Genomic DNA, 13,064 nt, shown 5'->3' on the forward strand with positions numbered 1-13,064 from the left:
CCCGGATCGGCAGACGAGCCGGGCCGCCAGATTTCCCATATCCCAAAAGACCCAGTAATCCAAAAAGGCCAGGTGAAAACTTGACTATTTCCCCTTCCTCCATCGTCGAGAAGGCAGCCGATGCGACAGTAAGGGCAACGCCCTCCACGGTCGCCCGGCGCGTCCGCGGCCTCTCCGACAGGGCAATCGCTTGGCTGTTCATTGCGCCTGCCATCACGCTGCTCTTGGCGATCAACATCTTCCCGCTGCTTTGGGCGGTCTATCTCTCCTTCACCAACTACCGCGCCAACCGGCCGAATGCGCCGGTCCTGGGTGTCGGCTTCGGAAATTACCAGCGCGTCCTCAACGATCCCGATATCTGGCAGGCAATGCAGACCACCGCGCATTTCGTCTTCTGGACGATCGTGCTGCAAACAGTGATCGGCTTTACGCTCGCCTATCTGATCGACCGCAAGTTTCGCGGCCATGCCTTCTGGACGACGATCATCCTGATCCCGATGATGCTGTCGCCCGCCGTCGTCGGCAATTTCTGGCGCTTTCTCTACGAGCCGCAGATCGGCCTCTTCGCCTATGCCGTGTCGCTGGTCACAGGCATTCCGACATCGGATATCCAGATGCTCGGCAATGTGACGCTGGCACCCTGGGCAATCATCATCGTCGATACCTGGATGTGGACGCCCTATGTGATGCTGATCTGCCTCGCCGGCTTGCGCTCGATCCCCGACTATATCTATGAGGCAGCCGAGGTCGACCGCGCTTCGCCATGGCGCCAGTTCTGGTCGATCACCGTGCCGATGGCCCTGCCCTTCATCATGCTCGCCGTGCTCTTCCGCGGCATCGAGAATTTCAAGATGTTCGACATGGTGACGCTGCTCACCGGCGGCGGTCCGGGCTCGGTCACCGAAGTCGCCTCGATCACGCTGAAGCGCGCCGCCTTCGAAAGCTGGGCGACCGGCCGGGCCTCGGCCTTCGCCATCATCCTCTTCGTCGCGGTGTTCGGCCTCGCCAACATCTACGTCAAGGCATTGAACAAGGTGAAGCAACGATGAGCGCCGCCAACTCCGCCCATTCGGTCGTCGAACCGAGCTTGTCCAGCAAGCGCATCGCCGCCACGATTGTCGTGCTCTATGCGCTGATCACCCTCATCCCGCTCGTCTGGATCTTCCTGACCAGCATCAAGTCGCCACCGGATTCAATCAGCTATCCCCCCAAGATCGTCTTCACCCCGTCGCTCGAAGGCTATTGCAACCTGTTCACGACGCGCACGCGCCAGACGCCTGACTATATCGCCTCGCTGCCGGCACCGGTCGGCACCTGCGATGAGGTGACGCGCAAGCGCAACATGGTGATAGCAGGCCCGTCGAATTTCGTGCCACGCTTCGTCAATTCGCTGGTCATCGCCTTCGGCTCGACCTTCCTGGCGGTCTTCCTCGGCACGCTCGCCGCCTACGGCTTCTCCCGCTTCAGGGTGCCGCTCGCCGACGACCTGCTGTTCTTCATCCTGTCGACGCGCATGATGCCGCCGATCGCCGTCGCCATCCCGATCTACCTGATGTATCGCGAGCTCGGCCTGTCCGACACCGCCTTGGGCATGATCCTGCTCTACACCGCCGTCAACGTCTCGCTCGCCGTCTGGCTGCTCAAGGGCTTCATCGACGAAATCCCGCGCGAATACGAGGAAGCGGCAATGATCGACGGCTATACGAGACTGCAGGCCTTCCGCAAGGTCGTGCTGCCGCAGGCAACGACCGGCATTGCCGCGACCGCGATCTTCTGCCTGATCTTCGCCTGGAACGAATATGCCTTCGCCGCCCTTCTGACCTCGGGCGAGGCCCAGACCGCGCCGCCCTTCATCCCGACGATCATCGGCGAAGGCGGACAGGACTGGCCGGCGGTCGCCGCCGGCACGACGATCTTCCTGATCCCGATCCTCGTCTTCACCATTCTCCTGCGCAAGCAGCTGCTGCGCGGCATCACCTTCGGAGCCGTCCGCAAATGAGCCATCTGATCGAAACGCGCACACGCACCCCTGCCCGCCCGAAACGGCCGTTCTTCCTGCGGCGTGGCCCGATGGAGGCCATCGCCACCGTGCTGATCGGGCTCGGCTTCCTGATGCTGTTCCAGCCCTTCCTGCTGGTGCTCTATACCTATTCGCTTGTGACCTTGCTCATAGGCACCGTCATGTTCATCATCGTTTCGAAATTCCCGGAGTGAACCATGGCGGACATCCGGATCGAAAATCTCCGCAAGGAATTCGGCAGCTTCGTCGCCGTCGAGGATTCGAGCTTCACCGTCCATGACGGCGAGTTCCTGGCGCTTCTAGGCCCTTCCGGCTGCGGCAAGACGACGACGCTTCGCATGATCGCCGGCCTCGAGCTGCCGTCGAGCGGCAAGATCTATCTCGACGGCGAGGACGTCACCTTCAACCGCGCCAGCGCCCGCGACATCGCCTTCGTCTTCCAGCTCTTCGCGCTCTATCCGCATATGAACGTGCGCAAAAATATCGGCTTCCCGCTGCTGTCGCAGGGCATGCCCAAGGCCGAAATCCATCAGCGTGTCGAAGAGACCGCGCGTCTGCTGCAGATCGATCATATTCTAAACCGCTCGGTCTCGGGCCTTGCCGGCGGTGACCGGCAGCGCGTGGCGCTCGGCCGCGCCATCGTCCGGCGTCCGAAATGCTTTCTGATGGACGAGCCGCTCGGCACACTCGACGCCGAGTTCCGCGAGATCATGGTCCATGAGCTGCGCGAACTGCACAACCGCATCCACGCGACCACCGTCTACGTCACCCATGACCAGCATGAGGCGATGGCAATGGCCGACAAGATCGCCGTCATGAACCATGGCGTCATCGAGCAGTTCGGCACGCCGCAGGAGATCTATGCGAAGCCGGCGACTATGTATGTCGCCGATTTCATCGGCTCGCCGCCGATGAACTTCATGCGCTTCACCTCCGGCCTGAAAAGCGGCGACCGTTCCATCCTGCTCGACGGCGTCGATGTTGCCGTTCCCGAAATCCATCAGGACATGGCCGAAAGCGAACTGGCGCTCGGCGTGCGGCCGGAGCATATCCGCTTCAGCGACGCCTCGCAGCTGCGCGGCGCCGTCTATGGCGCCGAATATCTCGGCACCAATCAGGTCGTGGCTGTGGAAACCCCGGGCGGCCTGATCAAGGCCCGCGTTCCCGCCAATCGCAGCTTCCAGATCGGCGAGACCGTCGGCCTCGAATTCAACCCGGCGAAACTCGCGCTCTTCGACTGCACGTCCGGCCGCGCGGTGCCATCCTCGCTCTATCAGGAGACCCGGCATGGCTGATGTCGTCCTCAGGAACCTCGCCAAGCGCTTCGGCGACACCCAGGCTTTGGTCGACCTCGATCTTTCGATCCGCGACGGCGAGTTCGTCGTGCTGCTCGGGCCGACCGGCGCCGGCAAAACGACGACGTTGCGGCTGATCGCCGGCCTCGAAAAGCCCGATAGCGGCGGCATCGAGATCGGCGGACGCAACGTCGCCGCCGAAGCGCCTGCCGAACGCGATGTCGCCTTCGTCTTCCAGCAATATTCGCTCTATCCGCATATGACGGTTTACGAGAACCTCGCCTTCCCGCTGAAGGCGCCGGTCCGTAAGCTGAGTGCAGCGGAGATCGACCGGCGCGTGCGCGAAGTCGCGCGCATGGTCCGGATCGACCACAAGCTGGAGAACCGCTCGACCAGGCTTTCCGGCGGCGAGATGCAGCGTGTCGCGATCGGCCGGGCGCTGGTGCGCCGGCCGGCGATCTATCTGATGGACGAACCGCTGTCGTCGCTTGACGCCAAGCTGCGCGCCGAACTGCGCCTGGAACTGAAGCGTATCCAGAAGGAACTCGGCTCGACGCTGCTCTATGTCACTCACGACCAAGTGGAAGCCATGACCATGGCCGACCGCATCGGCATCGTTGCCGAGGGACTGCTGATGCAGGTTGGAACGCCGCGCGAGATTTATGGTAATCCCGCCAACCTGCATGTGGCCGCCCGCCTCGGCCAGCCACATATCAATCTGTTGCCGGCCGACCTTCTCCCGGGCGGCCAGCCACCGGCCGGCACGAAAACAGTCGGCGCCCGCACCGAACATCTTGATATCGTCTTAGGCCCGGATGCCAATGCCGAGATCGATTGGATCGAGCATCTCGGCGACCAGAACCATCTGCATATCAGAGCTGGCAATCACAAGCTCGTCACACTTGCAGATCCTTATCTGGCGATTGCGCCAGGCGACCGAATCAGCCTGACGCTGCGTGATCCGCTTTATTTCGATGCGGCTGGACAGCGCCTGTCCTGACCGGCAAACAGACATGACGATGGCATGAAAAACCAACAGACGGGTCTCAATCGATGAAACATTTCTTCAACCGCAGGGAAAACATCGTCACCGAAGCCTTGGACGGTCTGCTTCTGACGAGCAGCAAAGGCCGTCTTGCCCGCCTCGACAACTTTCCCGACATCAAGGTGATCCTGCGCGCGGACTGGGACAAGTCGAAGGTGGCGATCATATCCGGCGGCGGCGCCGGCCATGAGCCCTCGCATGCCGGCTTCGTCGGTAAGGGCATGTTGACGGCTGCCGTATCCGGCGAAATCTTCGCCTCGCCGAGCGTCGATGCGGTGCTGACGGCAATCCGCGCCGTGACCGGCCCGAAAGGCGCCCTGCTGATCGTCAAGAACTACACCGGCGACCGCCTGAATTTCGGCCTCGCCGCCGAGAAGGCGCGCGCCGAGGGCTTCGACGTCGAAATGGTCATTGTCGCCGACGACATCGCCATCCCCGGCATCACCCAGCCGCGCGGCGTCGCTGGCACGCTGTTCGTCCATAAGATCGCTGGATATCACGCCGAAAGGGGCGAGGACCTGAAAACGGTCGCAGCCCATGCCGCGGCTGCGGCCGGCGACATCGTCTCGCTCGGCATGTCGCTTTCCACTTGCAGCGTGCCCGGCCAGGCGCATGAGGACCGCCTCGGCGAGAACGAGGGTGAACTTGGCCTCGGCATCCATGGCGAGCCCGGTGTCGAGCGCATCACTTTGCAGCCGGTCGTCGATATCGTCGCCACCATGGCAGCGCGCCTGACCCCGGCCTTGCGCGAAGGCGCAAACCACGCCCTCCTCATCAACAATCTCGGCGCGGTGCCGCCGCTAGAAATGACCGTCATCGCCAATGCCGTGCTCTCATCGCCGCTTGCCGATCGCATTCGGCTGATCGTTGGCCCGGCGCCGATGATGACCGCGCTCAACATGAATGGTTTCTCGCTGTCGCTGATCCGACTGGATGCCACGCGCGAAGCGGCGCTGACGGCAGCGGTCGAGCCGCATGCCTGGATGCCGGCCGTCGAACGCCACGAGATCAGGGTCATCGCCGCACCGAGAACATCCGCCGGATTGAACGGCGCGGCCGTGGCCGGGGAGAACGCCCACAACCGGCGCCTGATCACGGCGCTCTGCGAGCATCTGATCTCACAGGAAAGCGAGCTCAACCGGCTGGACGGCCGCGTCGGCGATGGCGATACCGGTTCGACGGTGGCGACGGGCGCCCGCAGTGTGCTTGCCCGCCTGGACGCGCTGCCGCTCGACCGGCCGGCGGCAACGCTCGCCGCGCTCGGCGATATTCTCGGCACCAGCATGGGCGGATCGAGCGGCGTGCTGTTGTCGATCTTCTTCACTGCGGCGGCAAAGGCGATGGCCGACAAGGCCGATATATCGGCAGCCCTTCTTGCCGGGCTCGACAGGATGACGTTCTATGGAGGAGCCGCAGTCGGCGACCGGACGATGGTCGATGCGCTCTCGCCTGCCCTGCAGGCGCTCGCATCCGGCGATGTCGCCGCAGCCGCAAGGGCAGCCGTAGTGGGGGCGGAGTCGACCAAGACGATGACGAAGGCGAGAGCCGGACGCGCCTCCTACGTCGGCGAAAGGGATCTGGCGGGCGTTGCCGATCCCGGTGCGGTCGCGGTTGCCGGCGCGTTCGGCGTGGTGGCAAGCCTCGCCTGACCGGCGTAAAGTTCGAGAGCCGCGCGGGAGACGCGGCGACAGGGAGGATGGCAGTGCAGGCGGAACCGATGCTGGTGGCAGGATTGATCGAGGTGTGCCGCGCGACGATCGCGGAGAACACCGATCGCCTCTGCGCACTCGATCGCGCCATCGGCGATGGCGATCACGGAACCAATATGCGGCGCGGCTGCGAGGCGGTGAGCGCCGAGGGCGAGAGCCTGTCCAGCCTGCCCTTCCCCGATGCCGTGGAAAAGATCGGCCTGACGCTGGTGATGAATGTCGGCGGCGCGGCCGGACCGCTCTACGGCACGCTGCTGATGGAGATCGGCCGCGAGCTTCGCAAAAGCGAGGAAAAGGCGGTTTTTTCGCAGGTGCTGAAACAAGCGATCGACGCCGTAGCAAGGCGCGGGCGGGCGCATGCCGGCGATAAGACGCTTCTTGATGTGCTCTATCCCGTGCATGCCGCACTGGCAAAGCGGTCTCCACTTGGCGACATCGCCCGCAAGGCCGAACGGTCAGCCAGCAGGACCGCCGCGATGAAGGCGATGCGCGGGCGCGCCGCCTATCTGGGCGACCGCTCGATCGGCCATGTCGATCCCGGCGCGTCGAGTTGCGCGCTGCTGACCACGGCGATCTGCCGCTACCTCGGGGAGCACCGCCCCCAATGAATGCAAGGACCGACATGAATGGAAAGACCGCAAATGTGGGTATCGTGATCGTCTCCCACTCGCCGCTGGTGGCAAAGGGGATCGCCGACATGGTGCGGCAGATGGTCGGCGACTGCGTGCCGCTCGCCTGGTCGGGCGGCAATGTCCATGGCGAGCTCGGCACCGATGCCGGCGGCATCCTCAAGGCGATCGAGGCGGCCTGGTCCGATGCCGGCGTCGCCGTCTTCGTCGATCTCGGCGGCGCAGAAACCAACAGCGAGATGGCGATCGAAATGCTGGGCCTTCCCCGTTCGGGCCTCGTCTCCATCTGCAACGCGCCGCTCGTCGAAGGCGCCGTCGTCGCCGCTGCCGAGGCGTCGGGGGGCGCGTCGCTGGCCAAGGTCGTCGCCACAGCCGAGGAACTCTCCCCCTGATGACGAGCGGATTGCGGATTGAAAAACAGGAGCCTGGTCCATTGCATGTGAATTGCCAGACGGAGGTGGAAGTCAAGCACGGCGTCGGGCTGCATGCCCGCCCCTCCGTCACCTTCACGCGGCTTGCCAAGTCCTTCCCCTGCTCGATCGAGGTCGCCGTCAACGGCAGCGATGTCTGGCTGAACGGCAAGAGCATCATCAAGATCATGGGCGCGAGGATCCGCAAAGGATCGATCCTCCGGATCCGCGCCGACGGCATTCTGGCCGAAGAGGCGATCCGCGCCCTGAAGGAACTCATCGAGCGCAACTTCGATGAGGAAAAGAAACATGGCCGAACCGCTTAAGCTGAAGGCAAAGAGCGCATCCCCGGGTATCGCATCCGGCCCGGCCTTTCTCGCGGAGGAGCCGAAGGCTCCTTCCGCTGCCGAACGGCCGGACGCTGCCGCAGCACCCGGAACCGTCGGCGGATTCGGCGCGCTGGAAAAGGCGATCGACATCTCGATCGGCGAACTCGAACGCCTCGCCGAGGGCGCCGACGCCGAAAGCCGCGATATCATCGATTTCCAGATCGAGGTGCTGCGCGATCCGACGATCGCGGAGGCGACGGGCGCACGCATGCAGGGCGACGAAAACGTCGTCTTCGCCTGGGTCGCCACCCTGGACGCCTATATCGGCGAACTCGAAGCGGCTGATGAGGAACAGATGCAGGCCCGCGCCGTCGATATTCTCGACATCAAGAACCGCGTGCTCGGTGCGCTCGCCGGCACTCCGATCGCCGATTTTCCGCTCGGCTCGGTCTTCGTCGGCAAGGACATGGAGCCGAGCCGTTTTCTCGCCCATGACTGGTCGAAAGGCGGCGGCATCGCGCTTTTTGCAGGCAGCACCGCCGGCCACGTCGCCCTGCTCGCCCGGGCGAAATCGGTACCGATGGTGGTCGGCACCGGCCGCTTTTCGGTCGCGGAGGGCGATCCTGTCAGCGTCGATGGCGACGCCGGCACGGTCGTCCTGCAGGCGGGCGGCATGCTGATCCCGCCGCTTGCACCCCCACAAGCGCCCGCCGGCGACACGCAAACCGAAAGCGGTGAACTGCGCACGGCAGACGGTGTGCCCATCCTCGTCTCCATCAACATCAACGATCCCGCCGAGATCGATGCGCTCGATCCGGCAACGGCGGGCGTCGGCCTGATGCGCTCGGAATTTTCCGTCACCTCGCTCGCCGATGCCGCCAATGAGGAACGGCAGCTCGCGATCTATCGCCACGTGATGGAACAGGCGGGCGAAAAGCCGGTGACCATAAGAATGCTCGATATCGGCGGCGACAAGCCGCTCGCCGGCCTCGAAGATCTGCCGGCTCTCTCCCCGGGCCTGCGCGGCATCCGGCTGCTGCTTGCCCGGCCGGAAATCGCCCGCGTCCAGGCCCGCGCCCTGCTGCGCGCCGCCGTCTTCGGCAAGCTGTCGGTAATGCTGCCGATGGTGACCTTTCCCGACGAGATCGACAGGATGCGCGAAATATTCCGCGAGGAAGCCGAAAAGCTCGGCCGCCGTTCCCTGCTCCATCGTATGCCGCCGATCGGCATGATGGTGGAGGTGCCGGCAGCCGCATTGATGCTCGACACTTTTGGATCTGCCGCGTTCTTCTCGTTCGGAACCAACGATCTCACCCAGTATCTCGCCGCCTCCGCCCGCGACGACATCGACGCCGATGCCGGCAAGGCAGCGCCCGCCGTGCTCCGGCTGATTGCCCAGGCGGTGAAGCTTGCCGCCGGCAAGCCCATCAGCATCTGCGGCGACATGGCCGGTGACCCGCACTATCTGCCGGGATTACTCGCCGCCGGCCTCCGGCATTTTTCCGTGGCGCCGGCCCCGCGTCCCGCGATAAGATCGGCGATCATCGGCCTCAACGCCGATGGCACAAGGGCAGCCGGAGAGTAGAATGGCGCGCGAAGACACCGAAGACGCCATTATCGCCTACAAGTCCATTCTGGCGCAGATCATCGACAACAGGCCATCGGGCACGCGCCAGCGCCTGGCAAGGGCGCTTGGAAAACACCGCAGCTTCGTCACCCAGATCACCAGCCCGACCTATGCAACGCCGCTGCCGGCGCGCCATCTCGCGACGATCGTCCGCGTCTGCCATTTCAGCGCCGCTGAACAGGAGCGCTTTCTCGAAGCCTATCAGGCCGCCCATCCCGGCAAGCTGCCGGACCTCGGCCATTCCGAGAAATTGCGGCATCTGTCGCTGATGGTGCCTGATTTCGGCGACGACAGGAAAAACCGCCTGCTGGAAGAGGCGATCTCCGATCTGGTGCAGAAGATCGTCGCGCTTTCAGTGGCGAGTGAGTAGTGAGCAGATTAACGTAACGTAATGCCCTTGGCCTTGGGAGAGGCTTGATGAAGAAGTTCATGAACACTGCGGAAACCATGGTCGCCGAAAGCGTCGAAGGCTTCGTGCGCGCCCATGAGGCCTTCGTGGTGTTCGGGCCCGAGCGCAAATGCATCCGCCGCCGCCATCTTACCCCTGGCAAGGTGGCGCTCATATCAGGCGGCGGCGCCGGTCATGAGCCGATGCATATCGGCTTCGTTGGCCACGGCATGCTGGATGCCGCCTGCGTCGGCCATATTTTCACCTCGCCGACACCGAGTCAGATCATTACCGCCATCGAAGAGGCCGATACCGGCGCCGGCTGCCTGCTCGTGGTCAAGAATTACGACGGCGACCTGATGAACTTCGAAATGGCGATCGAGATGGCCGGCGACCACCACAGCCTCGACATGGTGGTCGTCAGCGACGATATCGAAACATCGAGAACGGGCGAAGGCCGCGGTCGGCGCGGCGTCGCCGGAACGCTGATCGTCGAAAAGATCCTGGGTGCTGCGGCCGAACGCGGCATGCCGCTTGCCGAGTTGAAGCAGCTTGGCGAGGGGTTGAACACGCGCATCCGCTCGATGGGTGTGGCGCTGAACGGCGTGACGGTGCCGCACACCGAGCGCACGACGTTTGCGCTCGGACCCGACGAAATGGAAATGGGCGTCGGCATCCATGGCGAGCCCGGCCATGCCAGGCAGCCGTTCACCACCTCCGACGCCATCATCGGCCATCTCTGCGAAACCATCGCCGGCGACATCGCGGCAGCGCCGGGTACGAAGGCGCTGCTCTTCGTCAACGGCCTCGGGGGCACCCCGCCCGCCGAGCTCTACCTCGCCTATAACAGTGCCCGCCGTTTCATCGAGGAGAAAGCCATCCCGGTCGAGCGCTCGCTGGTCGGAACCTACGTCACCTCGCTCGACATGCAGGGACTGTCGGTCACCCTTGCCTTGCTGACCGACGAGGAGATCGTGCTTTGGGACGCCCCTGTGGCGACGGCCGCATTACATTGGGGCGGAATTCCGTGAATCTGCCTGCTGCCGTTACTCGTTTCGATCTCGACAAATGCGTGGCCGAAACCCAGAATAAAATTATTAACGCCTATTGTAGCGAGCCCATTAGTTGTCCCCTACGGAAGAATATCCATTACACATATTTTTTCGTCAGCGAAAACCTCAGTTAGGTTTCCACATCCATCGGAATTCCAAGCGACTGAGAAGTACGACACCCCACACCAAGTCCGAATCTCTTTAAATCTACTATTTATTTTCTTCGCAGCGGCTACCCGCTCAGAGGATCTTCGGATCTCATCATCTTCGTCGATAGTAGCTGTATCGAAGGGACCGTAAGACAGCCAGCTAAAGCTCTCCTGATCCATCCAAGATGAAAGCCGGCTAGCAGGCGTAGTAAGTGGAAAGGCGGCAATAACGTCGCTCTCAAAACTCCAGAAGAACCCAAGAAAACCAGAGGGAGGAGTGGGAAGGCTTGAACCTTCAATGTTTTGGTGACAAGTCAGGCCTGCCGCAGTCGCTTTAAATCCCGGCAAAAATACCAGTGCAGCGACAATAAGCCCGTAAAGACGAGGGCGACCGACAAACAAACTTCTACCCCCAATATTCAATCTTAAGCCGAGTAAATTCATCATATTTGCAGAACAAGTCTGATGCGGTGTTAAACAACAACCAGAATACTAATCCTCTGCGTGCATTTCGATCGCCAAAAACGTTTTACGTTTGAATTACTCTTTGCAAATGTCAATGCTTCAAAGGCCGACGCACATAAAAACTACGACATTCATAGGTGCCGCTTACACCTCGGCGAGTTTGGATTGCATATGAACGCATCCCGAGGACGTCAGATGTAAAGCGGCGCCATCTTCCTCCAGGCGCCGGCGCGGTGGGCGCGTCCGTCCCAGACATGCAGCTGATGGCCGATATTTTTTTCACCAAGCAGCCGGCTGAGATAGCGGTTATTGTCGAGGAAGGGGTCGGCATCGCCGATGGTGAGGACGATGTCGCTCTCGCGCAGCCTGTCTAGCCGCCAGTCGCTGCCAAGACCGGGAAGGAAATGCGTCGGCGTGTGGAAATAGACGCTGTCGTCGTAATAACCGTCGAACAGGTCGCCGAAGGATTCCACCCTCATCGTCAGGTCGTAGCGGCCGGAAAAGGCGACGAGCTTGCGGAAGAGATGCGGATGACGAAAGAACAGGCTTGCCGCCTGGAAGGCGCCGAGGCTGCAGCCGTGCACGATGGTGCAGTCATGCGGGTTCTTCGCCGCCATCAACGGCAGAACTTCGTGCAGGATATAATCCTCGAAGGCGCCATGCCGGCGGATGCGCTCGGCCGGGTGATGGTGGAAGGCATAGAAGGTCTCGACCGCCAAGCCTTCGATGCAATAGAGTTGAAGTTGTCCGGCCTGCAGCTTGTCGGCAAGGCTGCCGACCAGGCCGAGCTGCTCATATTCGAAGAAGCGCCCTTCCCGCGTCGGAAAAACCAGCACCTTGGCGCCGGCATGGCCGAACACCAGCATCTCCATGTCTCGATGCAGCCGCTGACTGTACCAGCGCAGATATTCGCGGTTCATGGCACCCTGAAAAACTGTCCCACCTTGTCGCGGAGAACCGCCTCTTGCTCAGCGCTGCCAGGATAGTCGAAATGCCCTGCATCCAGGATGAAGATTTCATTAAATTTTGGTATCGCATTCGCGACAGCAAACTGGCAGGGCGGCGCCACCGAAGGATCGAACAGCGCAACGGCAACCAGCATCGGCACCTTGATCCGCGAAGCGGCCGTTGCCGCATCGTAGAGCCGAAGCGTCTCGAGCACATCTGCGTGTTTCTTATAATACTCCTGCACCGATTGCGCGCTGCCGACTGTCGGCAAGGTCAGCCGCAGCGGCTGATCCCCGAAGCTCGGCAGCGCCAGATGACCGCGATCGATGCGCTGGTCGTAAGCAATCGCCATCGCCCCGACACCGCCGCCGAAGCTGATGCCGCTATAACCTATATGCCCTGACAGCCAGGGATAGAGCGCCGCAAGCGTCGAAACCGCGAGCCAGATATCCTCGACGCAGCCGCCGATGATATAGGATTTCGGCTTGTCGATATCGTGGAGCACATGCCAGGAGGGATTCTGCGAGATCGGCGGACGAGCACTAAGGGACAGCCCGCGGCAGCAGGGAAAGAGCACCGCCGTCTCCGTGACCGGCAGATCGAATTCAGGCCGATCCCGCCCGCCATAACCATGCCCGACGACGAGGCCGCGCCGCACCTCCCCCTTGCGCGGCAGGATGAGCCAGCCGCCAATGCGGAAAGAGCCGGTCGAGAGATAGACGAGGTCGAGCACGTGCCAGTCGGGATGGGTGATCTTGCTCCGGCGCAGCACCGGCTGCGGATCAACCGCCAGCGCTTTCAGATAGCGCGCCTGCCAGAACGCATCGAAACCCTCAGGCGCCTCGGGCGGCTCGACCGCGAGAAGCTCCGCGAGAGGCATGCCGTAGGTGGGGTCGAAATCGAAGGGATGTGTCTTGGGAATGCTCATCCAAGGCTTTTCTCGTGAAAAGGCCGGCGGCGCAAGACTCTGCCTCCGCCGACCCGCAAAACGGCGCGGC

The 13,064-nt window shown here is 62.6% G+C and carries 15 protein-coding genes; 12 read left to right on the plus strand and 3 right to left on the minus strand.

Annotated features, from left to right (window positions below; genetic code table 11):
- Nucleotides 1-80: 80 nt before the first annotated feature.
- From OIU37_RS04900 to OIU37_RS04955, 12 genes are read left to right on the plus strand one after another with little or no spacing between them, the layout of a single operon-like run.
- Nucleotides 81-1,049, plus strand: coding sequence for a carbohydrate ABC transporter permease (locus tag OIU37_RS04900; RefSeq protein WP_182210133.1), 969 nt, complete (start codon nt 81-83; stop codon nt 1,047-1,049).
- A complete protein-coding gene (locus OIU37_RS04905) occupies nt 1,046-1,999 on the plus strand; it encodes a carbohydrate ABC transporter permease (protein WP_182210134.1) in 954 nt (317 codons plus the stop codon). Before OIU37_RS04900 ends, OIU37_RS04905 begins: the two co-directional genes overlap by 4 nt.
- On the plus strand, nt 1,996-2,214 hold the full coding sequence (locus tag OIU37_RS04910) for a hypothetical protein (protein WP_129420277.1): 219 nt from the start codon (nt 1,996-1,998) through the stop codon (nt 2,212-2,214). Before OIU37_RS04905 ends, OIU37_RS04910 begins: the two co-directional genes overlap by 4 nt.
- 3 nt (nt 2,215-2,217) lie before the next feature.
- Nucleotides 2,218-3,315, plus strand: coding sequence for an ABC transporter ATP-binding protein (locus OIU37_RS04915; protein WP_180694849.1), 1,098 nt, complete (start codon nt 2,218-2,220; stop codon nt 3,313-3,315).
- The gene (locus OIU37_RS04920) at nt 3,308-4,315 is read left to right on the plus strand and encodes an ABC transporter ATP-binding protein (protein ID WP_180694848.1); all 1,008 of its coding nucleotides are present in this window, start codon (nt 3,308-3,310) and stop codon (nt 4,313-4,315) included. The genes OIU37_RS04915 and OIU37_RS04920 overlap by 8 nt, the downstream gene beginning before the upstream one ends.
- Nucleotides 4,316-4,368: 53 nt before the next feature.
- Entirely contained in the window at nt 4,369-6,009 is a 1,641-nt protein-coding gene (locus tag OIU37_RS04925; RefSeq protein WP_264256138.1) for a dihydroxyacetone kinase subunit DhaK, read from the plus strand.
- Between the two features lie 47 nt (nt 6,010-6,056).
- Entirely contained in the window at nt 6,057-6,677 is a 621-nt protein-coding gene (dhaL, locus tag OIU37_RS04930) for a dihydroxyacetone kinase subunit DhaL (RefSeq protein WP_180694846.1), read from the plus strand.
- 14 nt (nt 6,678-6,691) lie between these two features.
- Nucleotides 6,692-7,090, plus strand: a complete 399-nt coding sequence (gene dhaM, locus OIU37_RS04935) for a dihydroxyacetone kinase phosphoryl donor subunit DhaM (RefSeq protein ID WP_264257448.1) — start codon at nt 6,692-6,694, stop codon at nt 7,088-7,090.
- The gene (locus tag OIU37_RS04940; protein ID WP_180694845.1) at nt 7,090-7,434 is read left to right on the plus strand and encodes an HPr family phosphocarrier protein; all 345 of its coding nucleotides are present in this window, start codon (nt 7,090-7,092) and stop codon (nt 7,432-7,434) included. The genes dhaM and OIU37_RS04940 overlap by 1 nt, the downstream gene beginning before the upstream one ends.
- Complete coding sequence (locus OIU37_RS04945) at nt 7,418-9,022, plus strand: putative PEP-binding protein (protein ID WP_264256142.1); 1,605 nt, start codon at nt 7,418-7,420, stop codon at nt 9,020-9,022. The genes OIU37_RS04940 and OIU37_RS04945 overlap by 17 nt, the downstream gene beginning before the upstream one ends.
- 1 nt (nt 9,023) lies before the next feature.
- The gene (locus tag OIU37_RS04950; RefSeq protein ID WP_264256144.1) at nt 9,024-9,434 is read left to right on the plus strand and encodes a hypothetical protein; all 411 of its coding nucleotides are present in this window, start codon (nt 9,024-9,026) and stop codon (nt 9,432-9,434) included.
- Nucleotides 9,435-9,481: 47 nt separating this feature from the next.
- Nucleotides 9,482-10,483 (plus strand): dihydroxyacetone kinase subunit DhaK, encoded by a 1,002-nt coding sequence (locus tag OIU37_RS04955; RefSeq protein ID WP_264256145.1) that lies wholly within the window; start codon nt 9,482-9,484, stop codon nt 10,481-10,483.
- 101 nt (nt 10,484-10,584) lie between these two features.
- Here OIU37_RS04955 and OIU37_RS04960 read toward each other — a convergent pair whose 3' ends face one another.
- The 3 genes from OIU37_RS04960 to OIU37_RS04970 all read right to left on the minus strand — a co-directional run bounded on the left by OIU37_RS04960 (nt 10,585) and on the right by OIU37_RS04970 (nt 12,994).
- Complete coding sequence (locus tag OIU37_RS04960; protein WP_264256146.1) at nt 10,585-11,097, minus strand: hypothetical protein; 513 nt, start codon at nt 11,095-11,097, stop codon at nt 10,585-10,587.
- Between the two features lie 212 nt (nt 11,098-11,309).
- A complete protein-coding gene (locus OIU37_RS04965; protein WP_171602840.1) occupies nt 11,310-12,038 on the minus strand; it encodes an esterase family protein in 729 nt (242 codons plus the stop codon).
- Entirely contained in the window at nt 12,035-12,994 is a 960-nt protein-coding gene (locus OIU37_RS04970; protein WP_180694842.1) for an acetylxylan esterase, read from the minus strand. Before OIU37_RS04970 ends, OIU37_RS04965 begins: the two co-directional genes overlap by 4 nt.
- Nucleotides 12,995-13,064 lie beyond the last annotated feature (70 nt).

Source organism: Rhizobium sp. BT-226 (assembly GCF_025847085.2).
Classification (GTDB): domain Bacteria; phylum Pseudomonadota; class Alphaproteobacteria; order Rhizobiales; family Rhizobiaceae; genus Rhizobium; species Rhizobium sophorae.